The organism is Kitasatospora sp. NPDC001540 (assembly GCF_042894345.1).
GTDB lineage: Bacteria > Actinomycetota > Actinomycetes > Streptomycetales > Streptomycetaceae > Kitasatospora > Kitasatospora phosalacinea_C.
Map to the genome: position 1 here is coordinate 49,491 of NZ_JBIAVO010000034.1, position 23,474 is coordinate 72,964.

Annotated in this window: 21 protein-coding genes; 7 read left to right on the forward strand and 14 right to left on the reverse strand. The window is 75.3% G+C overall.

Annotation, left to right across the window (positions count from 1 at the left end):
* The first annotated feature begins 136 nt into the window (after positions 1-136).
* Complete coding sequence (locus tag ACFY00_RS30325) at positions 137-1,969, forward strand: family 43 glycosylhydrolase (protein WP_388035246.1); 1,833 nt, start codon at positions 137-139, stop codon at positions 1,967-1,969.
* 74 nt (positions 1,970-2,043) lie between these two features.
* Positions 2,044-3,288, forward strand: coding sequence for a benzoate/H(+) symporter BenE family transporter (locus ACFY00_RS30330; RefSeq protein ID WP_388035249.1), 1,245 nt, complete (start codon positions 2,044-2,046; stop codon positions 3,286-3,288).
* 53 nt (positions 3,289-3,341) lie between these two features.
* Here the strand turns inward: ACFY00_RS30330 and ACFY00_RS30335 are convergent, their stop codons facing one another.
* The 9 genes from ACFY00_RS30335 to ACFY00_RS30375 form a co-directional block, all read right to left on the reverse strand.
* Positions 3,342-4,523, reverse strand: coding sequence for a type III PLP-dependent enzyme (locus tag ACFY00_RS30335; RefSeq protein ID WP_388035251.1), 1,182 nt, complete (start codon positions 4,521-4,523; stop codon positions 3,342-3,344).
* Positions 4,520-6,241 (reverse strand): IucA/IucC family protein, encoded by a 1,722-nt coding sequence (locus ACFY00_RS30340; RefSeq protein WP_388035253.1) that lies wholly within the window; start codon positions 6,239-6,241, stop codon positions 4,520-4,522. Before ACFY00_RS30340 ends, ACFY00_RS30335 begins: the two co-directional genes overlap by 4 nt.
* Complete coding sequence (locus ACFY00_RS30345; protein ID WP_388035256.1) at positions 6,238-7,437, reverse strand: MFS transporter; 1,200 nt, start codon at positions 7,435-7,437, stop codon at positions 6,238-6,240. The genes ACFY00_RS30340 and ACFY00_RS30345 overlap by 4 nt, the downstream gene beginning before the upstream one ends.
* A complete protein-coding gene (locus ACFY00_RS30350) occupies positions 7,434-9,113 on the reverse strand; it encodes an IucA/IucC family protein (RefSeq protein WP_388035258.1) in 1,680 nt (559 codons plus the stop codon). Before ACFY00_RS30350 ends, ACFY00_RS30345 begins: the two co-directional genes overlap by 4 nt.
* A gap of 41 nt (positions 9,114-9,154) precedes the next feature.
* Entirely contained in the window at positions 9,155-10,351 is a 1,197-nt protein-coding gene (locus tag ACFY00_RS30355) for an acetyl-CoA carboxylase biotin carboxylase subunit family protein (RefSeq protein WP_388035261.1), read from the reverse strand.
* A gap of 36 nt (positions 10,352-10,387) precedes the next feature.
* Complete coding sequence (locus ACFY00_RS30360) at positions 10,388-11,383, reverse strand: ABC transporter substrate-binding protein (protein ID WP_388035264.1); 996 nt, start codon at positions 11,381-11,383, stop codon at positions 10,388-10,390.
* 87 nt (positions 11,384-11,470) lie between these two features.
* Entirely contained in the window at positions 11,471-12,292 is an 822-nt protein-coding gene (locus ACFY00_RS30365; protein WP_388035267.1) for an ABC transporter ATP-binding protein, read from the reverse strand.
* Positions 12,289-13,383 (reverse strand): FecCD family ABC transporter permease, encoded by a 1,095-nt coding sequence (locus tag ACFY00_RS30370; protein WP_388035269.1) that lies wholly within the window; start codon positions 13,381-13,383, stop codon positions 12,289-12,291. The genes ACFY00_RS30365 and ACFY00_RS30370 overlap by 4 nt, the downstream gene beginning before the upstream one ends.
* Positions 13,380-14,390 (reverse strand): FecCD family ABC transporter permease, encoded by a 1,011-nt coding sequence (locus ACFY00_RS30375; protein ID WP_388035271.1) that lies wholly within the window; start codon positions 14,388-14,390, stop codon positions 13,380-13,382. The genes ACFY00_RS30370 and ACFY00_RS30375 overlap by 4 nt, the downstream gene beginning before the upstream one ends.
* 112 nt (positions 14,391-14,502) lie before the next feature.
* Between ACFY00_RS30375 and ACFY00_RS30380 the strand changes: the two genes are divergently transcribed.
* Positions 14,503-15,228, forward strand: a complete 726-nt coding sequence (locus tag ACFY00_RS30380) for a (2Fe-2S)-binding protein (protein ID WP_388035272.1) — start codon at positions 14,503-14,505, stop codon at positions 15,226-15,228.
* 63 nt (positions 15,229-15,291) lie between these two features.
* On the opposite strand, the gene ACFY00_RS30385 is transcribed toward ACFY00_RS30380, so the two are convergent.
* The gene (locus tag ACFY00_RS30385; RefSeq protein WP_388035274.1) at positions 15,292-16,395 is read right to left on the reverse strand and encodes a calcium:proton antiporter; all 1,104 of its coding nucleotides are present in this window, start codon (positions 16,393-16,395) and stop codon (positions 15,292-15,294) included.
* An 87-nt stretch (positions 16,396-16,482) separates the two neighbouring features.
* Between ACFY00_RS30385 and ACFY00_RS30390 the strand changes: the two genes are divergently transcribed.
* Positions 16,483-17,328, forward strand: a complete 846-nt coding sequence (locus tag ACFY00_RS30390; RefSeq protein ID WP_388035277.1) for a polysaccharide deacetylase family protein — start codon at positions 16,483-16,485, stop codon at positions 17,326-17,328.
* A 14-nt stretch (positions 17,329-17,342) separates the two neighbouring features.
* Here ACFY00_RS30390 and ACFY00_RS30395 read toward each other — a convergent pair whose 3' ends face one another.
* Positions 17,343-18,617 (reverse strand): MFS transporter, encoded by a 1,275-nt coding sequence (locus tag ACFY00_RS30395; RefSeq protein WP_388035280.1) that lies wholly within the window; start codon positions 18,615-18,617, stop codon positions 17,343-17,345.
* 86 nt (positions 18,618-18,703) lie between these two features.
* On the opposite strand from ACFY00_RS30395, the gene ACFY00_RS30400 reads away from it, so the two are divergent.
* Positions 18,704-19,603 (forward strand): winged helix-turn-helix transcriptional regulator, encoded by a 900-nt coding sequence (locus ACFY00_RS30400; protein ID WP_285740940.1) that lies wholly within the window; start codon positions 18,704-18,706, stop codon positions 19,601-19,603.
* On the opposite strand, the gene ACFY00_RS30405 is transcribed toward ACFY00_RS30400, so the two are convergent.
* Complete coding sequence (locus ACFY00_RS30405) at positions 19,525-20,166, reverse strand: DUF6629 family protein (protein WP_388035282.1); 642 nt, start codon at positions 20,164-20,166, stop codon at positions 19,525-19,527. The two genes, ACFY00_RS30400 and ACFY00_RS30405, sit on opposite strands and share 79 nt — an antisense overlap.
* Before the next feature lie 27 nt (positions 20,167-20,193).
* Positions 20,194-20,583 (reverse strand): VOC family protein, encoded by a 390-nt coding sequence (locus tag ACFY00_RS30410; RefSeq protein WP_388035285.1) that lies wholly within the window; start codon positions 20,581-20,583, stop codon positions 20,194-20,196.
* A 60-nt stretch (positions 20,584-20,643) separates the two neighbouring features.
* On the opposite strand from ACFY00_RS30410, the gene ACFY00_RS30415 reads away from it, so the two are divergent.
* Positions 20,644-21,084 carry a MarR family winged helix-turn-helix transcriptional regulator gene (locus ACFY00_RS30415; RefSeq protein ID WP_388035287.1) on the forward strand — a complete coding sequence of 147 codons (441 nt, stop codon included), beginning with the start codon at positions 20,644-20,646 and terminating at the stop codon, positions 21,082-21,084.
* Positions 21,085-21,108: 24 nt separating this feature from the next.
* Here ACFY00_RS30415 and ACFY00_RS30420 read toward each other — a convergent pair whose 3' ends face one another.
* Positions 21,109-21,771, reverse strand: a complete 663-nt coding sequence (locus ACFY00_RS30420) for a TetR/AcrR family transcriptional regulator (protein WP_388035321.1) — start codon at positions 21,769-21,771, stop codon at positions 21,109-21,111.
* Between the two features lie 179 nt (positions 21,772-21,950).
* Between ACFY00_RS30420 and ACFY00_RS30425 the strand changes: the two genes are divergently transcribed.
* Complete coding sequence (locus tag ACFY00_RS30425; protein WP_388035289.1) at positions 21,951-23,423, forward strand: MFS transporter; 1,473 nt, start codon at positions 21,951-21,953, stop codon at positions 23,421-23,423.
* Positions 23,424-23,474 lie beyond the last annotated feature (51 nt).

Here is a 23,474-nt window from a genome sequence, read left to right on the forward strand (position 1 = left end):
GCTAACATCGCCGTCGGCCCGTCCCGCACCGGTGATCCCGGGGGCGGAGGGAGGCCGTGTCGGTCCGGTCGGTGCGCGCCGCGAGGTGGCGTCGACGCCGCTCCTTCACCTCCCGACCCGACAGGGGACCCACACCGTGACATCCACACTCCAGCGCTGGTCGCAACGCTTCCTCGCCTTGGCGGCGAGCCTGCTCTGCGCGGTGGCGCTCCTTCCGGCCGCGGCCCGGGCGGACAACCCGATCGTCCAGCACGTCTACACCGCCGACCCGGCGCCGCTGGTCTACAACGGCCGGGTCTACCTGTACACCGGGCACGACGAGGACAACTCGACGACCTTCAGGATGCGCGACTGGCGGGTGTGGTCCTCGTCGGACATGGTGAACTGGACCGATCACGGCTCGCCGATGAGCCTGGCGACCTTCAGCTGGGCCGGTTCGGACGCCTGGGCCGGGCAGGCCGTCCACCGCAACGGCAAGTTCTACTGGTACGTGCCGGTGCGGATGACCAACGGGTCGCAGGCCATCGGCGTCGGGGTCGCGGACAGCCCCACCGGGCCGTTCCACGACGCGCTCGGCCACCCGCTGATCCAGAACGCCGAGATCGACCCCACCGTCTTCATCGACGACGACGGGCAGGCCTACCTGTACTACGGGAACCCGAGGCTGTGGTACGTGCGGCTCAACGCCGACATGGTCTCGTACTCCGGCAGCCCGACCCAGATACCGCTGACCACCGCGGGATTCGGCACCCGCACGGGAGACGCGAACCGGCCGACCCTGTACGAGGAGGGCCCCTGGTTCTACAAGCGGAACGGCCTGTACTACATGGTGTTCGCGGCGAAGTGCTGCTCCGAGTTCATCGCGTACTCCACCTCGCCCGGCCCGACCGGGCCGTGGACCTACCGCGGCACCATCATGCCCACGCAGGGCAGCAGCTTCACCAACCACGTCGGCATCGTCGACTTCAACGGCGGCTCGTACTTCTTCTACCACAACGGCGCCCTGCCGGGCGGCAGCGGCTACACCCGGTCGGTCGCGGTGGAGAAGTTCGGCTACAACGCCGACGGCACCATTCCGACGATCAACATGACGACGGCCGGGGTGCCGCAGGTCGGCACGCTCGACCCCTACGTCCGCCAGGAGGCCGAGACCATCGCGTGGGGCAGCGGCATCGAGACCGAAGCCTCCAGCGAGGGCGGGATGGACGTCGGCTGGATCGAGAACGGCGACTACACCAAGGTCAAGGGCGCGGCGTTCGGCACCGGTGCCGGATCGTTCAGCGCCAGGGTGGCCTCGGGCGCGAGCGGCGGCCGCATCGAGCTGCACCTGGACGGCGTGACCGGGCCGACGGTCGGGACCTGCACCGTGCCGGGCACCGGGGGTTGGCAGAGCTGGAGCACGGTCTCGTGCCCCGTGGCCGGGGCGACCGGGACCCACGACCTGTACCTGCGCTTCGTCGGCGGCAGCGGGTACCTGTTCAACCTGAACTGGTGGCAGTTCGCCTCCTCCGGCCAGTCCGGGTTCTCGTCGAGCGCCGTCGCCCAGCACAGCGGCCACTGCCTGGACGACCCCGACCTGAGCACCGCCGACGGCACCCAGTACCGGCAGTACACCTGCGACGCCGGTGAGGAGCAGCAGTTCGACTTCCGCCCGGTGCAGGGGACGGCGGACACCTACTCCGTGGTGAACCGCCACAGCGGCAAGTGCCTCGACGTCGAGGGCGCCTCCACCACCGACGGGGCGGCGGTCGAGCAGTGGACCTGCCACGGCGGCACGAACCAGCAGTTCACGCTGCGGCAGGTCGCCGCCGCCGACTACCAGCTCGTCGCGGTGCACAGCGGCAAGTGCGTGGACGTCAGCGGGATCTCCACCGCCGTCGGGGCGCTGGTCCAGCAGTGGACGTGCGACTCCGCCGGTGCCCTGACCACCAAGAAGAACCAGGTCTGGCGCCTGAGCGGCAGGAGCTGAGTCGGCGCGGCGCGGGGCGGTCGGTTCGCGGACGCGGCGGCCGGCGGCCGGCGGCGGGACGGGATACTGCTGCAATGTCAGATCATCAGACCGTCGCCCCGGTCGGGCCCGCCCCGGTGGAGCCGCCCGCCCCGCTGCCGGACCGGCCCTCGTTGCGGCGGGACGCCTCGCTGCCCGCCCTGCTGGCCGGCCTGGTGTGCATCGCCGTCTCCTTCTCCGGCCCGCTGGTCGTCGTGCTCGCCGCGGCCGCCGCCGGGCACCTGGACCGGGCGCACACCGCCTCCTGGATCTGGGCGGTGTCGATCGGCAGCGGACTGAGCTGCCTGCTGCTCAGCTGGTGGACCCGCACCCCCGTGATCGCCGCCTGGTCGACCCCCGGCGCGGCGCTGCTGGTCGGCAGCCTCGGCGCGTACCCCTACCCGGAGGCGGTCGGGGCGTTCCTGCTCAGCTCGGTGGCCGTCGCGCTGTTCGGCGCCACCGGCCTGTTCGGGCGGCTGATCAGGGCGGTCCCGGCCGGCATCGTCAACGCCATGCTGGCCGGGATCCTCTTCACGTTCGGCGCGGGGATCTTCGCCGAACTGCACGCCGCCCCCGCCCTGGTGCTGGGCAGCTTCGCCGTCTTCCTGCTGGCCAAGCGCCTCGTGCCGCGCTACGCCGTCCCGCTGGCGCTGCTCGCGGGCGCGCTGCTGGCCGCGGCCACCGTCGGGCTCCCGCTGCACCTCGGCTCCGGCGGTCCCACCCGTCCCGTCTGGACCACCCCCGCGTTCTCCTGGTCCGCCGCCGTGGGCCTGGCGCTGCCGCTGACCATCGTCGCGCTGGCCTCGCAGAACGCCCCCGGCCTCGGCGTCATGCGGGCCTCCGGCTACCGGCCCGACGACCGGCTGCTGGTCGGCGCGACCGGCGGCCTGTCGGTGCTGCTGGCCCCGTTCGGCTCGCCGGGCGTCAACCTGGCGGCGATCACCGCCGCGATCTGCACCAGCCCCGAGAGCCACCCCGACCCGCGTCGGCGGTACGTGGCCGGAATGTCCACGGGCCTGCTCTACCTGCTGGTCGGCAGCTTCGGCGGCGTCCTGGTCAGCCTGTTCACCGGCCTGCCGCACGCCCTGATCGCGGTGATCGCGGGCGTCGCCCTGCTGGCCTCCTTCCAGGGCAGCCTGGCCGCGGCGGTCGCCGAGGAGCGGGGCCGGGACGGCGCGGTGGTCACCTTCCTGGCCACCGCCTCCGGCATGACCCTGTTCGGCATCGGCGCCCCGTTCTGGGGCCTCCTGCTGGGCCTGGCCACCCACGCCCTGCTGACCCGCCGTCACCGCTCCGGTTGACCCGCCGTCACCGGCCCGGGTGACCCGCCGTCACTGCTCCGGGTGTCCAGCCGTCACCGGCCCAGGTAGTGGAAGGCCGGGCGGGGGTGCATCAGGAACTCGTGGTGCGAGATGTTCCACGCGTAGGCACCGGCCATCGCGAACAGCAGGCGGTCACCGGCCCGCAGGGACGCCACGGGGGTGCGGGAGGCCAGCACGTCCTTGGGGGTGCAGAGCTGGCCGGAGACGGTGACGGGGGCGTCGGTGACGCCGGGGCGGGGCCAGGGGTGCGGCCAGTGGTCGACGGGCAGGACGGTGAAGGGCTGCGAGTGGCCGCGGGTGGCGGGGGTGCGCAGGTGGTGGGTGCCGCCGCGGACGACGGCGAAGTCCTCGCCGTGGCTGCGCTTCACGTCCAGGACCTCGGTGGCGTACCAGCCGCAGTGCGCGGTCAGGGCGCGGCCCGGTTCGATGCGCAGCGTCAAGGACGGGTGGCGGGCCAGCAGTTGGGCCAGACCCCGGCCGAAGGCGGGCCAGTCGAAGCGGGCGTCGGGGTCGTCGTAGTCGACGGCCATGCCGCCGCCGACGTTCACCTCCTCCAGGGCCAGGCCGTGCCGGGCGGCGAGGGCCGCCGACCAGTCGACGACCCGTCCGGCCAGGCGCAGGTGCTCGGCGGCGGACAGGCCGCTGGCCAGGTGGGCGTGGATGCCGCGCAGCCGCAGGCGGGCGGCGCCGGGGGAGGCGAGCAGGGCCAGGCAGCGCTCGACCCGCTCCGGGTCCAGGCCGAACGGGGTGGGGCGGCCGCCCATCGCCAGCGCGACCCCCGCCAGGGCGCCGTCGCCGACCGGGAGGTTGACCCGCAGCAGCACGTCCACCGGGCGGTCGGCGGCCTCGGCCGCCGCGGCGAGCAGGTGCAGTTCGCGTTCGCTCTCCACGTGCCAGCGGTGGACGGCGGGCAGCCGGAGCGCGGCGGCGATCTCCTCCGGGGACTTGCCCGGGCCGCCGAACGCCAGCGGCGCGTCCGGCACGGTGGCGTGGACGTGGGCCAACTCGCCGCCGGAGGAGACCTCGTAGCCGTCCACCAGGCCGTGCAGCGCGGCCAGCACCGGCGCCTCCGGGTTGGCCTTGGCGGCGTAGTACAGCTCGACCCGCTCGGGCAGCGCGGCCCGGACCTGGCGGACGTGCGCCCGCAGCGCCGCCAAGTCGTAGAGGTAGGCCGGGAGTTCGGTCAGGGCGGCGGCCGTCGTCGGGACGCTCACGCGTCCTCCTTCGCGAGGGTGGGGGCGGAGCCGGCCGGGATCGACAGCGGCGAGGCCAGCGGGACGTACCCGGCCTCGCGGTCCGGACGGCGGCTCCACCGGGTGAGCAGGTTGGCCTTGGCGGGCAGCGGGACACCGGCCAGCAGCGCGGCCAGCCGGGGCGGGCAGCCGTGCGCGGCGCCGTACTCCGCCAGCACGGCCCGGACGTCCTCCCAGAGCGCGGCCTCCAGGTCGGGGTGCCGGTCGGCGAGGGCGGCCAGCAGCTCGGCGAGGTGGTTGACGACCAGGCAGTACACGACGCGGTCCCAGCCGCGCTGCGCGTCGTACGTCATCGGCCCGGCGGTGCCGCCGGGGAGCGCCGCGAGCGCGGCGGCGTGCTGCTCGGGCAGCAGCTTGGTGCCCTCCAGGTCGCGGAACAGCACCTGGGCGGGACGGCCCTCGCCGTCCACGCAGACCAGCACGTTCTGCAGGTGCGGTTCGAGGACGACGCCGTGGTCGAAGTACGCGGCCAGCACCGGCGGGACGACCAGCCGCAGGTAGGCGGCCCACCAGGCGCGGGCCCCCGCGGCGTCCCGCCCGGCGGGCAGCGCGCCGACGTGGGCCGAGCTGGTCGGGTACTCGTCGGCGACCGCCCCCGCCAGCAGCGGGGTCAGGCCGGGGCGGACCACCCCGTCCAGGCCCTCGCGCACGATCAGCCCGAAGCCCTCGTACAGGGCGAGGTCCGGCGCGCCGTCCGGGCCGGGCAGCGCCAGCGTGCGGAACGCGGGCTCGCGCAGCACCGCGCTGCCGGGGAAGCGGCGGGCCAGGTCGGCGAGCGGTCCGGCGAGCAGCCGGGTCAGGGTGACGGCCCCGGTCAGCTCGTACGCGGAGTTCTTGCGCAGGCAGTTGGTGATCCGCACGTTCAGGCTGAACTTCAGGAACGCGCCGTCGCCGTACAGGGTGCGCACCGAGGCGGTGGCCGCGTACGGGGCGCCGCCCTCGCCGAGGTCGAGCACGTCGCCGCGGGCCAGCGCGGCGGTGAACAGCGGGTGGTCGGCCAGCAGTCGGTACTGCCACGGGTGGGCGGGCAGCAGGGTGTAGCCGTCCGGGACCGGGCGCAGCGCGTCCAGGCGGGCGAGCGCGGCCGGGTCGGCGGTGTCCTGCGCGACGTACTCGGTGCGCACGGCGAGGTGCCGCAGGCGGAACGCGGCGCGGGCCTCGGGGGCGTAGTCGGACCAGGAACCGCTCGGCGCGGAACGGGACTTGGGCGCGGGGTGGAAGCGGTGGCCGAAGAGCAGCGCCTGCTCCGACTCCAGGTACCGGTCGCCGCCGGGGGCCGGGCGCCCGGCGAGGGCGGTGGCCACCACCCGGTGGCTGGAGGCGACCTGCTCGAGGAACTCCTCGTTGGCGACGCCGGTGCGCAGGGTCAGTTCGGCGCGGACGTGCCCGGCCAGCTCGCGCCAGCCCAACTCCCGCCAGCCGCCCGGGACCTGCTCGCTGACCGGGCCGGTGAAGCGGTGCGCGCCCAGCAGCGAGGTGCGGCGCAGCGCGACGCGCAGCAGCACCCCGCGGCGGGGCAGCCGCAGCAGCAGGGCGCCGTCGGCGACGGCGGTCTGGTGCTCGGGCCCGGAGACCTCGCGCAGCAGGCAGTTGAGCAGGGTGTGGGCCACCGCGTCGTCGGCGGTGGGCAGGACGTGCGGGGCCGCGGCGGTCGGCCGACGGTCGGTCTGCGTGGTCATCGGGGGCTCCAGCGGGTCAGCAGGACGAGGACGGCGGCGAGCGCGGCCGCGGCGGTACCGGCGAGTACGGGGGCGGTCGGGCCGAAGGCGCCGTTGACCACGGCGGCCACCGCGCCCGCGGCGACCGCGCCGCCCTTGGAGACCAGCTCCAGGGTGCCGAACATCCGCCCCGGGGCCCGCCCTTCGGCGGCGGCCGCGGCCAGCACGGACAGGCAGACCAGCCCGAGCGTCAGACCGGCGCCCAGGACCGTCCGGGCCAGGACGAGGGCGGGCAGCGAGTGGGCGGCGCCGTGCCCGGCGAGGCCGAGGCCGACCAGGGCGAAGGAGGCCAACAGGCCGGTGCGCGGCCGCTGGTGGAACAGGTGGTGCACCCGCCCGGCGGTGAGCAGGTACACCAGGTGCGGCAGGGCGAACAGCAGGCCCGCCACGGTGCCGGAGACACCGGGCAGGCGCTGCTCGACCAGCGCGACCAGGTAGGGGAAGGAGACGACGGTGGCGAAGACGAACGCGAACTCGAAGGCGTACAGCAGCCGCAGCAGCCGCACCGGCGCCGGACCGGTCCGCTGCTCGGCCGCCCCGCCGCCGGTCGGCCGCCCGGGCTCGGGCAGGAAGGCCAGCAGCACGGCCGCCGCCAGCGGCAGCACGGCCATCAGCAGGTACTGCCGGTGCGGCGGGAGCCACGGCGAGAGCGCGCCGACCAGGACCGGCGCGGCCACCAGCGAGGCCCGCGCGCTGCCCTGCATCAGGGTGAGCGCCCGGGACAGGTCGGCGCCGCGCAGCGCCGCCCCGAGGTAGCCGTTGGTGGCGGCGAAGGTGCCGCCGAGGAAGCCCTGCAGGACGAGCGCGGCGGTGAAGGCGGGCAGCGAGTCGGCGGCGCCCGCCAGCAGGAAGGAGACGGTGAGCCCGAGTTGGGCGCGCAGCAGCAGCCGCTTGCGGCCGAACCGGTCCGCCAGCCGCCCCCACAGCGGCGCGCCGAGGGCGCTGAACACGGTCGGCACGACGTACAGCAGCCCGGCCCAGTGCCCCTCCCGGTCGCCCAGGGCGGGCAGGATCTCGGTCAGGTACGGCGGCAGGCCGAGCGCCGCGAACGAGGCGACGAAGTAGCAGGCGGCCACGCCGTGCACCTGGCGGCGGTCCAGGCCGCCGCCGGGGCGGGCGGCGGTGCGGGCGCCGCGTTCCAGGGCGCCGGTGCTCACGGCCGCCCCGCAGCGAGCAGGTAGTTGGGGCCGTCGGTGTAGTGCTTGTTGACGTCGGCGGCGCCGGAGCGGTCCTTGGCCAGCAGGGTGCCGGCGGTGACCATGGCCTTGACCGGCAGCCGCCGGGCCGCCAGCAGGTCGGCGCGCAGCGGGTCGCCGACCGCCCCGAGCCGGTCGACGGCCGCGACGAGGGTCTCGCGCAGCAGGCCGAGGGTCCGCTCCAGCGGGGCGCGGCCGTGCTCGGCCAGGCCGAAGGCGAGCGCGGCGGTGCACAGGTGGCCGGTGATGGTGGTGAACAGGTCGGTCAGCGGCCGGTCCCGGTCGCCGAAGATCCGCGCGTCGTCGAACAGGCTGCGGTAGGGGGCGAGTTCACCGAGCCGGGCGAGGTTGATCCGGGGGCCGTCGTTGTCCTTGTACAGCAGCCGCAGCCTGGTGGGGCCGCCCTCGGCGTCCAGCACCAGCGAGGTGTTCTGCTGGTGCGACTCCAGCGCGATGCCGTACCCGAACAGGGTGGTCTGCCAGTCGAGCAGCAGCTCCAGCAGCGCCCGGTACAGCTCCAGGACGGAGCCCGCGTAGAAGCGGTCCGCGAGGTGGTCGACCACCAGGCGGCCGCCCGGCGCGACGGCCAGCAGCGCCGCCAGCGGGACGGTCACCGCGCCGTCGAGACCGGCGGGCTGGCGCCGGACCAGGGCGGCGAGCAGCTCCTCCCCGGCGGCCTGCAGGTGGCTCTGCTCGTCGGCGTGCAGGATCCGCCCGGCGAACCGGGGTTCGCGCGCCAGCACGGCCTGGAGCAGCAGCTGTCCGGCGGCGCCGTCGGTGAGGGTGCCGGGCTTGATGGTGCGCCGGTTGCGCTGCCCCAGGGTGGCGGTGGCCAGCGGCAGCTTGAGGTGCACCGAAGGGTCTCGGACGACCGCCACGGTGCGCATCGACAGGGTCGGCACCACCTCCAGGTACGGCTCCTCGGCCAGCACCGCGCCGGGCAGGTCCGGGAGCAGGTCGGCGGTCAGCGGGTGCACCGGCAGGGCCAGGTACGCGCCGTCCACCCCGAACCGGCGGGCGCTCGGCCACCACGGGGGGAGCGGCTCGGCGCCCCGCACGTCCAGCTCACCGGCCGGCACGGCCAGCCAGCGCAGCTCGAACGGCCGGTGGAACTCCGGTGCGTACGCCATGAGTTGACGCTCCGTCAGGCCGGAGCGGCCGCGGGCGGTGGGGTACACCGGGTGGTCGAGGTAGGCGGCGAGGGCGTCGAAGGCGAGCGAGGCGGCCGGGCCGGTCCAGTGGGCCGGGTCCGGGCCGTACGCCGCGGCGAGCCGCGCGTGCACCCCGTCGCGGACCTTCTCGTGCAGCTCCATGGTGGCCAGGGTCTGTCGGCACTCCTCGGCGAACGCCAGGTGCCCCGGCCGGTCCAGCGGATCGGCCGCCTCGGCCAACGCGGCCAGGATCGACGGGAGTTCGGCCAGCGGGGCGCCGTCCGCCTCCAGCAGCGGCCGCCGGGCGGCGTACTCGCACTGGAAGCCCTCGGGTGCCACCGGCAGGGCGAAGGGGCCGCTGCGCAGCCACGGCCCGTCCGCGCGCCGTTCGAGGGTCGCGCCGCTGCGCAGGCCGAGCACGTCCTCGCGCAGCAGCGCGCTCAGCACCCGCAGCGTCAACTGCTCGGCGGGAGGCGCGGGGTTCACACGGTTCGCGGGGTTCACACGGTTCGCGGGGCTCACGGGGCTCACGGGGTGATCTCCCAGCGGTTGGCGGCGATGAACTCGGCGACGGCGGCGTCCACTTGCTGCTGGTCGGGGCCGACGGCCCAGACCACGCCCAGGTAGTCGCGGTTGGTGCGGTGCAGTTCGTGCTGCTCGCCGATCCGGCGCACCGGACGGTAGGAGAGCAGCACGCCGTCCTGCTCGGCGTCGTACGGGCCGGGGGCGGCGGTCAGGGTCCCGGCCCGGTCGGCGAGGACCGCCTCGTTGCGGGCCCGCCGGTCGGTGCGCGCGCCGAGGTCGGCGGGCAGCCGCTCGCCGAGGTGGGCGCGCAGCACCAGCTCGAAGAACGGGACGCCGAGGATGCGTTCCAGCATCAGGTCGCACTGGTCGCCGATGGCGCGGTAGTTGACCTCGATGATCCGGGCCCGGCCGTCCGGCTGGACGACGAACTCGGTGTGGCAGGCGCCGAGCCCGACGCCGAGCGCGTCGAGCTGGGCGAGCACCTGGGCGGTGACGTCCGCCGGGTGGGCCGGGACGTAGGTCAGGACCTCCTCGATGAAGTCCGGCGGCGGGGAGAGCCGGGTGCGGAACCCGCCGAGGACGTACCGGGCGTGCCCGTCGCCGAGGGTCTCCAGGGTGTGCAGCTCGCCCGCCAGGAACTCCTCGACGACCAGCACCGCCTCCGGCCGCCGCGCGCGGATCTCCGCGCAGCGGCGGGCGAGTTCGGCCGCGTCACCGACCAGCGAGACGTCCTCGCTGGCCACCCCCTCGCGGGGCTTGACCACGCACGGGAAGGGGACGTCCAGCTCCACCGGGTCGGCGCCGGGCGGCAGTTCGGCGGAGCGGACGGCGTCCAGGCCGGCCAGCGCCAGGTGGCGGCGCAGCTGGCCCTTGTCCTTGGCGCGCAGCGCCGCCCGCCAGTCCTTGCCGGGCAGTCCGAAGTACGCGGCGGCCAGCGCGGTCTGCGTCTGCAGGTGGTCGCTGTTGCTGAACACCGCGTCCGGGGCCCCGAGTTGCGAGACGGTACTGATCACCGAGCGGAAGTCCCGGACGTCGCACTCGACCACCCGAGGTCTGAATTCCCGTTCCGCGTAGGCCCGGTGATGGGCTTCGGCGTCGTCGGTCAGGACGGTGACGTCGAGTCCGAGCCGGGCCGCGGCGGGCAGGAAGCCGTCGGTCACCGAGTCGGTCGGGTTCAGGGCGAGCAGGTGGAGCCGCAAGGCGATCAGTCCCGTTCGGGTCGTGGGGGCGGGTGGTTACTTGGGCGCGTCGACGCCGGCGGCCGCGGCGATGTCACCGAGCATCCGGTCGGCGGCCTGGACACCGATGCCGGACATCCAGGTCTCGTCCGGAACGGTGAAGACCTTGCCGTTCCTGACCGCGTTCAGGCCCTGCCAGACGGCGGTCTGCTGCACCTCGGCCTGCTTGGTCTTGGACGGGTCGTCGGAGGTGGTGACGAACACCAGGTCGGCGTCGGCCTGGTTGATCAGCTCCGGGCTGACCTCCAGCATCGACTTGTCGACGTCCGGCGCCTTGATCGCGCGGGCCAGGCCGACGTCCTTGAGCACCACGCCGCTGAACGAGGCGTTCTGGTACAGCCGGGTCGGACCGGCCACGAAGCGGACCACCGAGACGGTCGGGGCGGTGCCGTTGTACTTGGCCTTGATCTCCTCGCCCAGCTTGGCGGCGCGGGCCTCGTAGTCGCTCAGCGCCTTCGCCGCCTCGCTCTCCTTGCCGAGGGCCTGCGCGTACAGCTTGAGGTTGCTCTTCCACGGCTCGCCGGTGGTCTCGGCCATCACGGTCGGGGCGATCGCGTTGAGCTTGTCGTACACCTTCTCGTGGCGGACCTTCGAGGTGAGGATCAGGTCCGGCTTGAGCGAGGCGATCAGTTCGAGGTTCGGCTCGTTCATCGGGCCGACGTCCTTGGCGCCGCCGACCTTGTCCCCGAGGTACGCGGGGAAGCCGCCCTCGGTCTTCAGGTGCGGGGCGACCGCGCCGACGGGGGTGATGCCGAGCAGCGTGACGTCGTCCAGTTCGCCGGAGTCCAGCACCACGACGCGCTGCGGCCGGGCCTTGATCTCGGCGGTGCCCATCGCGTGCTTGACGCTGCGCGGGAAGGCGGCGGCGCTGTCACCGGCGGCCTGGCTCGCGGCGGGCTTGGCGTCGGTGGTGCCCTCGCTGCCGCAGGCGGTCAGCAGGGTGGTGGAGAGGACGGCGGCGAGCACGGTGGCGGAGAGCTTGCGGTTGATCATGTTTCTTTCCTCGCGGGGAACGGTGTGCGGGCAGGGTTCATCGCCGGTGGGGCGCACGGGCGCCACCGGAAGTCCAGGGGGGTGCGGTCAGCGGCGGGCCAGCGGCACGACCAGCGGGGTGCCGGTCTCGGGGTCGGGGACGATCCGGCAGGGCACCTGGAAGACCCGCTCGACCAGCTCGGCGGTGAGCACCTCGCCGGGCGGTCCGGCCGCGGCCAGCTCGCCGTCGTGCAGGACCACCAGGTGGTCGGCGTAGCGGGCGGCCTGGCCCAGGTCGTGCAGCACCATGACCACCGTCCGTCCGGCGTCCCGGTGCAGGTCGGTGACCAGGTCGAGGACGTCCAGCTGGTGGCGCAGGTCGAGGAAGGTGGTCGGCTCGTCCAGCAGCAGCAGGTCGGTGTCCTGGGCCAGGGCAAGCGCGATCCAGGCGCGCTGCCGCTGGCCGCCGGAGAGCTGGTCGACCGGGCGGTCGCGCAGCGCGTCGGTGCCGGTGCGGCGCAGCGCCTCCTCCACCGCGGCCTGGTCGGCGGCCGACCAGGGGGTGAGCATCCGCTGGTGCGGGTAGCGGCCGAGCCGGACCAGCGCCTCGACGGTGACCGCCTCCGGGGTGACCGGCTGCTGCGGCAGCAGGCCCATCCGGCGGGCCAGCGCCCGGGCGGGCATCCGGTGGATGTCGGCGCCGTCCAGGGTGACGGCCCCGGCCGCCGGGGCCAGCAGCCGGACCAGGCCGCGCAGCAGGGTGGACTTGCCGCAGGCGTTCGGCCCGACGATCGCGGTGACGGCGCCGCCGGGCAGCTCCAGGTCCAGGCCCCGGACGACCGTGCGGTCGCCGTAGCGCAGGTGGAGGCCGTGCGCGGCCAGCCGGTCGGTGGGAAGGGCGGTGTCGGGGACGTCGGTGGTCGTGGTCATCGGGAGCTCCTCTGCGGCGGTCGGCCCTGGCGGATCATCAGCACCAGCAGCCACGGGGCGCCGAGCGTCGCGGTGACGGCGCCGACCGGCAGGCCGTGCACCGGCAGGACGTGCAGGACGAGGTGGTCGGCGGCGGTCAGCAGCAGCGCGCCGGTCAGTGCGGTCAGGGCCAGCGTCGCCGGGGTCGGCGGCCCCGCCAGCAGCCGCACCAGGTGCGGTACGGCGAGGGCCACGAACCCGACCGGCCCGGCCAGCGCGGCGGCCAGCGAGGCCAGCACCACGGCGAGCAGCAGCAGGCCCAGCCGGGTGCGGTGCGGGTCGAGGCCCAGGCCGCCCGCCGAGTCGTCGCCCAGGTCGAGCACCGCGACCCGACGGTTCGTCAGGAACACCGCGGCCACCGCGGCGGCGATCGCCCCGCCCGCACCCCACAGTTCGGGCCAGGTGCGGCCGTACAGCGAACCGGTGGTCCACTGCAGGGCCTGCCCGGCCAGTTCGGCGGGGAAGCGGACGATCATCAGGTTGACGGCCGCCGCCAGGCCCGCCTGCACGGCCAGGCCCACCAGCACCAGCCGGTTCACCGCCATCCGCGAGCGCCAGGCGAACGCGCCCAGCAGCGCGGCCGCCAGCAGCCCGCCGCCGAGCGCGGCCAGCGGCGTCAGCGCCTGTGAGGCGCCGGTGGCCAGCAGCAGCACCGCGCCGAAGGAGGCGCCGCCGGTCACGCCGATCACGTCCGGCGAGGCCAGCGGGTTGCGCAGCAGCCGCTGCAGCAGCGAACCCGCCACCGCCAGCCCGGCGCCCGCGACCAGCGCCGACAGCACCCGGGGCGCCCGGAACTCCCGCACCACCAGCACGTCGCCCGCCGAGCCGGACCCGAACAGCGCGCCCAGCGCGTCCGGCAGCGGGATCGACACCTGGCCGGTGGAGAGCGCCACCCCGGTCATCAGCACCAGCAGGACGGCGGCCACCGCGATCAGCACCAGGGTCCGCCGCCGGGCCCGGGCCAGTCGTCCCGGCGCCGCCCCGGTCCCGGCCGCGGCGGCGCCGGGACGGGCGGGGGTCAGGGTGTCGGGGGTCAGGGTGTCGGGGTTCACCGCGCCGCCCTCCGGGCCAGCACCGCGAGCAGCGGCGCGCCGAGGAACGCGGTGACGATGCCGACCTCGATCTCGGAGGGCCGCACCACCAGCCGTCCCAGCACGTCGGCCAGCAGCAGCAGGATGGGACCGGCGACCAGGCAGCCGGGCACCAGCACCCGGTGGTCGTTGCCCAGCAGCGGGCGCACCAGGTGCGGCGCGGCCAGGCCGATGAACGCCACCGGACCGGCCACCGCCACCGAACCGGCCGCCAGCAGCACCACCGCCCCACCGCCCGCCACCCGGATCCGCGCCACCGGCACGCCGAGCGCCTGCGCGCTCTCGTCGCCCAGCGCCAGCGCGTTCAGCGCGGGGGTGATCGCCAGCGCCAGCACCACCCCGACCAGCAGCAGCGGCAGCACCTGGTACAGCCCGTCCAGGCTGCGCCCGCCGATCGAACCGGCCAGCCAGAACCGGGCCTCGTCCAGCGTCCGCCGGTTGGCCAGCATCAGCGCCGACGTCCAGGAGGCCAGGACCGCCGAGAGCACGGTGCCGCCGAGGGCCAGCCGCACCGGGTCCAGGTCGCCCGAGCGGCGCGCCGTGCCGTACACCAGCAGGGCGGCACCGGCCGCCCCGGCGACGGCGAACCAGACGAACTGCAGCGGCCGGGACAGGCCCAGCGCGAAGATCGCGGTCACCACGGCGAACCCCGCCCCGGCGTTGATGCCCAGGGTGGTCGGCGAGGCCAGCGGATTGCGCGTCACGCCCTGGGCGACCGCCCCGGCGGCGCCGAGCGCCGCGCCCACGGCGATCCCGATGACGGTCCGCGGCACCCGCAGGCCGACCACCACGTCGGCGTCGGCGCCGTGCGCCGTGCCCGACAGGGCGTCAAGGACCGTGGGGAGCGGGATCGACCGCGATCCGAGGGCGAGGCTGAGGGCCGCGCACAGCGCGAGCGCCCCGAGGCCGGCGGCGAGCAGCAGGGACTGCCGCGTCGCTGCGGACCTGGGCGCCGGGGCCGTGGACACGGACGGTTCGGTTCTGAGCACAGGACGAGATTTTGGTTAGGCTAACCTAAATAAGTCAAGTGCCGGTGGGTCGCGGGCCGTGCCCCGCGCCTCCCGTCCGAAGGAAGCCGCCATGCTCGACCTGCCCGCCCGGCCCGCACCCACGGCCGGACGACTCGCCCTGACCTACCGTCAACTCGCCGACGCCTGCCCCGCGCTGACGTTCTCCCTGGTCGACGGGGCCCCGGCGGTCGGCCGGGACTGGATCCCGGCCGACCGGCCGACCGCCGCCGTCGAGCGGCTGGTCGAGGGCGAGGCCGCCCGCATCCGGGACCGCCACGGCCTCGCGCCGCGCCCGCACGTGGCCGCCTCCCGGCTGCTGCACCACTACCTCTGGAGCAGCTCCCTGCTGATCAGCGGCGTCTGGTACCTGGAGCGCCGCGTCCCGCTGCTGCCCGCCGGGCACCTCTGGATCGACGCCGCCACCGGCGAGTTCGCGCTCCGCCCCGGTGAGTGGGTTCCCGGTGACGGGGCCGCCCTGCGCGAGGCGGTGGCAGCCCGGGTCGGGCCCGTCCTCGCGGCCTTCCAGCCCTTCGTCCGCCGCGGCCCCCGCGCGCTGTGGGGCATGGCCACCGACGACCTGCTCTCCGGCATCTGGTACCTCGGCCGGATGCTCGGCGAGGAGGACCGCGCCGTCGCCACCGCCACCGCGCTGCTGCCCGCCGGGGCCCGGCCGTGGACCGGCCCCGCGAACTTCCGCCGCGAGCACGGCGGTTGGACCCGCACCCGGCAGGGCTGCTGCCTCTACTACGCCGTCGACCCGGCCAACCCCTGCGCCACCTGCCCGCGCCGCGCCTGACGCCCCGGCCGGCCGTCCGCGTCGCGCCTGACGCCCCCGCTGCCCGCGCGTTCCTGCGGCGGGTCAGGGGCTGACCGCGAGCACCAGGTACGCGCCGAGGATCGCCAGGTGGACGCCGCCCTGCAGCGGGGTGGCGCGCTTGGGGATGACGGTGAGGGTGCCGACCGCGACGGTCAGCGCCAGCAGGATCATGTGGTTCGCGCCCAGGCCGAGTTCGAGCGGGCCGGAGAGCCAGGTGGAGGCGACCGCCACCGCCGGGATGGTCAGCCCGATCGAGGCCAGCGCCGAGCCCAGGGCCAGGTTCAGGCTGATCTGCACCCGGTTGCGGACCGCGGCCCGGACCGCGGCGATCGACTCGGGCAGCAGCACCAGCAGGGCGATCACCACGCCGACCACCGCGTTGGGCAGGTCCGCGGCGGCCACCCCGCGCTCGATGGTGGGGGAGACGCCCTTCGCCAGGCCGACCACCGAGACCAGCGCGACCGAGAGCAGGGCGACGCTGACCAGGGTCTCCTTCATGGTCGGCGGCTCGGAGTGCTCGTCCATCGGGTCGACGATCTCACCCGCCGGGGTGACGGGCAGGAAGTAGTCCCGGTGGCGGACCGTCAGGGTCGAGACGAACAGCCCGTAGATGACGATCGAGGCGGTCGCGGCGAACACCAGCTGGGTGGTGGAGAACCGCGGGCCCGGCTCGGAGGTGGTGAAGGTCGGCAGCACCAGGCTCAGCGTCGCCAGGGTGGCGATCGCGCCGAACGCCGCGCCGGTGCCCTCCGCGTTGAACACCGCCACCCGGTACTTCAGCGCGCCGACCAGGATGGACAGGCCCAGGATCCCGTTGCAGGTGATCATCACGGCCGCGAACACGGTGTCCCGGGCCAGCCCGGCGCTCTTGTCGCCGCCGTCGGCCATCAGCGTGACGATCAGCGCCACCTCGATGATGGTGACGGCCACCGCCAGCACCAGCGAGCCGTACGGTTCGCCGACCCGGTGCGCGATCAGCTCCGCGTGGTGCACCGCCGCGACCACCGACACCGCCAGGAAGCACGCCACCAGCGCCACCACCGGCCACGGCAGGTCGCGGTGCCAGGTCGCCAGGAGCAGCAGGAACGCCAGCACCGGGGCGACGGTGGTCCACTGCTGGTAGTGCGGTCGCGGGGAGGAGGCCATACGGCCGAGCTTGGCAGATGGCACCGGCCGCGCACGGAAGTGACACTCGTGGCGGTGGTCCCGGGCGCACGACGAGGAGCGGCGGAGATGGTCGGACGGCGGACGGTGCTGGCGGCGGCGCTCGGACTCGCGGCGGCGGCCTGCGCCGCACCGTCGGAGAGGCCGGCGGCACGGCCGACGGCACGGCTGACGGCACCTGACGCACCGTCCCCCGACCCGAGCCCGGTCCGGCCGTCCGCGCCGCCGACCCGGGAGCAGGTGCTGGCCGGCTGCGCCGGGCAGGTGCCGCAGCAGTGGGGCACCGACCTGCCGGGCGTGGCCGCGACTGTCCCCGGCGGGGCGCTGGCGCTGACCTTCGACGCCTGCGGCGGACCCGGCGGGGACGGCTACGACGCGGCGCTGATCGGCACGCTGCGCCGCCTGCGGGTGCCCGCCACGCTGTTCCTGAACGCCCGCTGGGTGGACGCCAACCCGGGCCCGGCCGCCGAACTGGCCGCCGACCCGCTGTTCGAGATCGGCAACCACGGCACCGCGCACCGCCCGCTCTCGGTGACCGGCCGCTCGGCGTACGGCATCACCGGGACGGCGGACCCGGCCGCCGCGTACGAGGAGGTGGCGGGCAACCGGGCGAAGCTGACCGCCCTGCTGGGACGGCCGCCGGGCTGGTTCCGCTCGGGGACGGCGCACTACGACGAGGTCGCGGTGGCGCTGGTGGCCCAACTGGGCGAGCGGGTCGCCGGATTCGCGGTGAACGGGGACGGCGGGGCGACGTTCACGCCCGAACAGGTCGCCCGGGAGGTGGCGGCCGCGCCGCCCGGGTCGATCGTGATCAGCCACTTCAACCACCCGGACGCCGGAACCGGCGCGGGCTACGCCCGGGCGCTGCCCGCGCTGCTGGACGCCGGCCGGCGCTTCGTCCGGCTCTCCGACTGAGGGCCGAAGGGGCGTCAGACCACGTCGGTCAGGTCGCGGGCGCCGCGCAGCCGGGAGGAGAGCAGCAGGACGGGGGAGAGCACCGTCAGCGCGCAGGCCAGGGCCAGTGCGGTGCGGGCGCCCCAGAGCGAGACGGCGGTGCCCGCGGCCAGCGCGCCGACCGGGATGGCGCCCCAGGAGACGAACCGGACGGTGGCCATGACCCGGGGCAGCAGGGCGGCGGGGGTGGTGGTCTGCCGGTGGGTGCGGGTCAGGATGCTGAGCACCACCACGGAGGCGCCGAACCCGGCGTTGCCGAGCGCGAACAGCAGCAGCCCGGCCCCGCCGGGGGCCAGCGGCATCAGCGGCGCGGCCAGCACGCCGAACAGCGAACCGAGGACGAGGGTGCGGGCGGTGCCGAAGCGGGCGGCCAGCCGGGGGGTGAAGGCGGCGCCGATCAGGCTGCCGACGCCCTCGGCGGCCATCAGCAGGCCGACCAGCCCGGCCGGGGCGTCCAGGGTGCGGACCAGGAACACCGGGACGACCGCCATCAGCGCGCCGCAGACGAAGTTGATGCAGGTCGCCTCGGCCAGGCACGGCCCGACCACCGGGTGCCGGGTCACGTAGCGCCAGCCCTCGCGGATCTGGGCGCCGAAGGACGGCCGGTCGGCGGCGGGCGCGGGGCGCTCGACGGAGGCCCGGGGCAGCGTGCGCAGCAGCGCCGCCGAGCACAGGAAGCTGACCGCGTCCACCACCAACGCGGTTGCCGCGCCCAGCAGTTGGACCAGCAGGCCGCCGAGCGAGGGCCCGGCGAGCTGGTTCACCGAGTGGGTGGCCGAGGTCAGGCTGTTGCGGGCGGTGAGCTGCTCCGGCGGCACCACGCTGGGCAGGAAGGTCGCGTTCCCGACGTCGAAGACCACGCTCGCGAAGCTGAGCAGCAGCGCCGCCGCGACCAGGTGCGGCAGGCCGAGCACGCCGAACGCGGCGGCCAGCGGGACGGAGGCGATCGCGGCGGCGCGCAGCAGGTCCATGGCGATCTGGGTGCCGCGCAGCGGCAGGCGCTGCACCAGGACGCCCGCGGGCAGGCCGATCACCAGCCAGGCCACGTACCCGGCGGCGGTGACCAGGCCGACCTGGAAGCCGCCGGCGTGCAGCACGGAGACGGCGGTCAGCGGGAGGGCGATCGCGGTGACCGCGTCGCCGAGGCCGCTGGCGGTGGAGGCCGTCCAGTAGCGCCAGAACGCGGCGGCGGGGGTGGTGGCGGGTGCCCGCACGGGTCGGTCGGTGCGTTCGGGACTGGTGGTGCTCATGTGGCTTTCCCCCTGGTGGCAGGCAGTGAGTTCCCTTGGGGAACTCACTATAGGTGGTGGGGGTGCGACAGTGGCAAGGTGGTTCCATGCGCTACACCGACGTCGGCGACACCGACTGCTCCATCGCCCAGGCGCTGTCCGTGGTCGGCGACTGGTGGACCCTGCTGCTGGTGCGCGACCTCGCGGGCGGCACCCACCAGTTCGACGCCCTGCACGAGTCGCTCGGCATCAGCCGCAAGGTGCTCACCGCCCGGCTGCGCGCCCTGGTCGAGGACGGCGTGGTCGAGAAGCGCCTCTACCACGCCCACCCGCCGCGCTACGCCTACCACTTGACGGACAAGGGCTGGGCGCTGCTGCCCGTGCTGGTCGCCCTGCAGGACTGGGGCAGCCGCCACCTGCTCGGCGACGGCACCCTCACCGCCACCGCCGACCCCGACTCCGCCGAGACCCGCCGGGTGCACGCCCTGGTCGGCACCCGCGTCCCCGAACTCGCCCTGCCCGCAGCCTCCGAGGGCCCCCGCCCGCCGCTGGTCGACCCGGTCGCCCGCACTCCCTGGACGGTGCTGTACTGCTTCCCCGGGGCCTACGCCCCCGGCACCCAGGGCTACCCGCCCGGCTGGGACGAGATCCCCGGCACCGTCGGCTGCACCCTGGAGTCCTGCACCTACCGCGACCGGCTGGCGGCCTTCACCGCCCGCGGCGCCACCGTGCACGGCGTCTCCACCCAGCGCCCCGACCAGCAGGCCGCCTTCGCCGCCCACCAGTCCATCCCGTTCCCGCTGCTCTCGGACGCCGCGCTGCGGCTGACCGGCGCCCTGCGGCTGCCCACCTTCCGGGCCGGCGGCGCCGACCGGCTCAAGCGCCTCACCCTGCTCGTCGACGCCGACCGCACCGTCCGCGCGGTGCTCTACCCGGTGCCCGACCCGGGCGGATCGGTGGGCGAAGTCCTGTCCCTGCTCGACGAGTTGACGTCCGCCCAGCGGTAGAGCAGCACCGAGGCCAGGGCGGCCAGCGCGCACCAGGTGGAGACGAACGCCAGGCGCCACAGCAGGCCGCACAGCAGCGCGCCCAGCCCGGTGACCCAGCCCAGCAGCCGCAGGTGGCGGTCGCCCGAGCCCAGCAGCGCGCCCAGCACCGCCACCAGGTACCCGGCCAGCAGCAGCCCCGGCGCCGGGACGCCGACCGCGTAGCCCAGGGTGTGCCCGTGCACGCGCGCCGCCACCGGTCGCCCGGCCACCGCCACCGCCAGCGGCACGGCCACGGCCGCACCCAGCAGGGTGAACCACCCCGCGCCGCGGCGGCCGGTCGCGCACCACACCGCCGCCGGGACGTACAGCGGCAGCAGCGGCAGCGCGACCACCGCCCACGCCGTCCGGGCCCACGCCCAGCCCGACCACACGCCCGCCTCCACCAACTGGTGCACGCCCAGCAGCAGCGGCAGCGCGGCCAGCGGCAGTCGCCGCGACACCCCGGCGCGCAGCACCGCGCCGACGCCGACCGCCGCCACGGCGGCCCCGGCGACCAGGTCGGCCTCGGCGCTCCAGCACATCCGGCCAGCGTACGAGCCGACGGCCCGTCAGTACGACTGGAACTCGATCAACCGGCCCTCCGGATCGCGCAGGTGGGCGGTGCGCATCCCCGCGCCCCACTCCGGCCGGTCGGTGGGCGGCAGGGCCGGGGTGCCGCCGCTGCGCAGGGCCAGCTCGTGCGCGGCGTCCACGTCCGCCACCCGGCAGACGAACATGTCGCCGCGCGGGGCGGGCGGCTGCTCGCCGAGCGCCCCGGCCATCGCGGCGCGGTCGAACAGCACCAGCACGGCCTGGTCGTCGACGTCCCAGTGCGCGTACGGGCCCTGCGGGGAGCCCTGGACGCGGCGGGCGCCGAGCAGCGGCGGCAGGACGGCGTCGTAGAAGGCGAAGCAGGCGGGGAAGTCGGCGACCAGCAGGCGGGGGTGGAGCGCGTCCACGGGGGTACCTCCAAAGTAGTGGGTTCGAACCCACTATAGGGGTGAACCTATGATTGGCCCATGGCCGATCCCACCGAAACCCCGCCCTCGCTCCGCGAACTGACGACCTACCTGCTCTCCCGCACCGGCAAGGACGCCCGCACCCGCCTCGCCGAGCGCCTGGCCGCCGACGGGCTGCGGCTCTACCACCACGCCGCCCTCGCCGCCCTCGCCGACCTCGGCCCGCACACCCAGCGCGAACTCGCCACCCGGCTGCGCCTGGACCCCAGCGACCTCGCCAAGGCCGCCGACCTGCTCGCCGCCCGCGGCTGGATCGACCGCACCCGCGACCCGGCCGACCGCCGCCGCCTCACCCTCACCCTCACCGCCGCCGGGCGTACCCGCCTCGCCGAACTCCACGCCGAGGCCCGGGCCGTCCAGGACGCCGTCCTCGCCCCCCTCGCCCCCGCCGAACGCGCCACCCTGCACGCCCTGTTGCTGCGCCTGCACGCCGGGGGCTGACCGCCGGGAAGGGTCCCGGAAGGGTCAGGAGGCCTCGGGGCCCTGCCCGGCGAGCTGGCGCAGGCCGGTCAGGGTCAGGTCGAGGGCGGCCAGGAACTGCTGCCTGTCGTCGTGGCCGTCGAAGGCGTCGACGATGTCGTGCAGGAAGGGGTACTCCCCGGGGTCGAGGGCGCGCCAGGTGGCGGCGAAGCGGCCGAGGAACTCCCCGCGCTCCACCAGGCCGTCGACCACCGCCTGCGGCGGCTCCTGGCCCAGGTCGGCGGCGGCGCTGACCACCACGCCGAGCACCGCCGTCACGGCGTGGAAGCGCTGCAGCGGGGTGAGGTCGAGCCGCAGCAGCTGCCGCCCCAGCTCCTCGTAGAGCCGCAGCGAGTTGCCCTCCGCGTCGATGCCGCGCATGAAGCGCGAGCCCAGCCAGGGGCGGTCCACCACCGCGTCGAACAGGGTGACGGCCATCCGGCGCAGCTCGTCGACCGGGTCGCCGGTGCCGGGGTGCCGCCCAATCTCGGCCAGCACCCCGCCGAGCACGTGGTCGACGGCGCGGTCCAGCAGGTCCTCCCGGCCCGAGACGTACCAGTAGACGCTGCCGACCCCGGTGCCCAGCCGGCTCGCCAGACCGCGGATGGTCAGGGCGGGCTCGCCCGCCTCGTCCAGCAGCTCCACCGCGGCGCCGAGGACGGCCTCGATGGAGTGCGAGGCGCGCCGCCGCTCCCGGGCGGGGCGGTCGGCGGGGCGCTGGCGCGGTGGGGTCATGCCCTTCATCCAACCACATTTGCCAGATTATCGAACGTGGTTCTAGTATCGAACTCGGTTCGATAATTCGTGATGCCCACGCTCCGCGTCACCCGTCCCGAGAGGAGGCCGCCATGACCGGAACCGAGACCACCGCCGCCGTCACCCCCGCGGCACCGCGCACCTACCCGTCCCTGCGCGCCGCCTGGATCCCGCTGGCCGCGCTCTGCCTGGCCTTCTTCGTCGAGATGGTCGACAACACGCTGCTGTCCATCGCGCTGCCCACCATCGGCCGCGACCTCGGCAGCGGCACCACCGCGCTGCAGTGGGTCACCGGCGCGTACTCGCTCACCTTCGGCGGCCTGCTGCTGACCGCCGGGGCCACGGCCGACCGGCTCGGCCGCCGCCGCGTCCTGCTGGGCGGCCTCGCCGTGTTCGGGCTGCTCAGCCTGGCCGTCGTCCTGGTCAGCGGCGCCGGACAGCTGATCGCCCTGCGGGCCGGGCTCGGCGTCGCCGCCGCGGCCATGGCCCCCATCACCAACTCGCTGGTCTTCCGGCTCTTCGACGACGCGGCGCTGCGGATGCGCGCGATGACCGTGATGATCGTCGTCGGCATGTCCGGCTTCGTCCTCGGCCCGCTGCTCGGCGGCACCGCGCTGGCCCACGTCAAGTGGCAGTGGCTGCTGCTGGTCAACGCCCCGATCGCGCTGATCGCCGCCGTCGGCGTCCGGCTCGGCGTCCCCGCCGACCGGCCCGAGGACCTCACCCGCGACCGGCTCGACCTGCCCGGCGCCTTGCTCAGCGTCGCCGCCATCGGCCTCGCCTGCTACGCGCTCACCAGCGGCGTCGACCACGGCTGGGGCTCCGCCGCCACGATCGGCTCGATCCTCGGCGCCCTCGCGGCGGGCAGCGCCTTCGTGTGGCACGAGCGCCGCACCGCCGCCCCGATGCTCGACCTGAAGCTCTTCCGCAACGGCACCGTCCGCGGCGCCACCCTCGCCCAGATCGGCACCGCCATCGCGATGGCCGCCGTCATGTTCGGCCTGATCCTGCACTTCCAGTACGCCTACGGCTGGAGCCCGGTCAGGGCGGGCCTGGCCAACCTCCCGATCATCCTCACCATGCTCGCCGCCACCCCGCTGTCCGAGTGGCTCGCCAAGCGCTTCGGCCACCGCGTCGCCTGCCTGGTCGGCGCCGCCTGCCTGGCCGGCGCGCTGGCCGGCCTCGCCTGGGGCGTCTCGCACGGCTACGCCGCCATCGCGCTCTGCATGGTGGTGATGACCGTCGGCCTGCGCACCGTGATGACCATCTGCGCCGTCGCCCTGGTCGAGGCGGTGCCGGAGAACCGCACCTCCATCGGCACCGCCCTCAACGACACCGCGCAGGAGGTCGGCAGCAGCGTCGGCACCGCCGTGGTCGGCACCCTGATCGCCGCCCTGGTCACCACCCAACTGCCCGCCGGCGCCTGGAGCAGCGCCCTGGTCACCTCCTTCTTCCACGGCGAGCGGATCACCTACGCCGTGCTGGCGGTGGTCGTCGGCCTGGTCACCGCGGCCGGCGCGCTCACCCTCACCGACTCCCGCAGCACCGAGGAGCACCCCGGATAGACCCTCCGTCGCGGTTGCCGACCCGGGCGCCCGCGGCGACCGTGGGGGAGA

Bases quoted from the DNA above. Each gene is read 5' to 3' on its own strand.
- ACFY00_RS30330 (WP_388035249.1), top strand. From the start codon at position 2,044: ATGTCAGATCATCAGACCGTCGCCCCGGTCGGGCCCGCCCCGGTGGAG.
- ACFY00_RS30340 (WP_388035253.1), bottom strand. From the start codon at position 6,241: ATGACCACGCAGACCGACCGTCGGCCGACCGCCGCGGCCCCGCACGTC.
- ACFY00_RS30360 (WP_388035264.1), bottom strand. From the start codon at position 11,383: ATGATCAACCGCAAGCTCTCCGCCACCGTGCTCGCCGCCGTCCTCTCC.
- ACFY00_RS30365 (WP_388035267.1), bottom strand. From the start codon at position 12,292: ATGACCACGACCACCGACGTCCCCGACACCGCCCTTCCCACCGACCGG.
- ACFY00_RS30380 (WP_388035272.1), top strand. From the start codon at position 14,503: ATGCTCGACCTGCCCGCCCGGCCCGCACCCACGGCCGGACGACTCGCC.
- ACFY00_RS30385 (WP_388035274.1), bottom strand. From the start codon at position 16,395: ATGGCCTCCTCCCCGCGACCGCACTACCAGCAGTGGACCACCGTCGCC.
- ACFY00_RS30390 (WP_388035277.1), top strand. From the start codon at position 16,483: ATGGTCGGACGGCGGACGGTGCTGGCGGCGGCGCTCGGACTCGCGGCG.
- ACFY00_RS30395 (WP_388035280.1), bottom strand. From the start codon at position 18,617: ATGAGCACCACCAGTCCCGAACGCACCGACCGACCCGTGCGGGCACCC.
- ACFY00_RS30400 (WP_285740940.1), top strand. From the start codon at position 18,704: ATGCGCTACACCGACGTCGGCGACACCGACTGCTCCATCGCCCAGGCG.
- ACFY00_RS30405 (WP_388035282.1), bottom strand. From the start codon at position 20,166: ATGTGCTGGAGCGCCGAGGCCGACCTGGTCGCCGGGGCCGCCGTGGCG.
- ACFY00_RS30415 (WP_388035287.1), top strand. From the start codon at position 20,644: ATGGCCGATCCCACCGAAACCCCGCCCTCGCTCCGCGAACTGACGACC.
- ACFY00_RS30425 (WP_388035289.1), top strand. From the start codon at position 21,951: ATGACCGGAACCGAGACCACCGCCGCCGTCACCCCCGCGGCACCGCGC.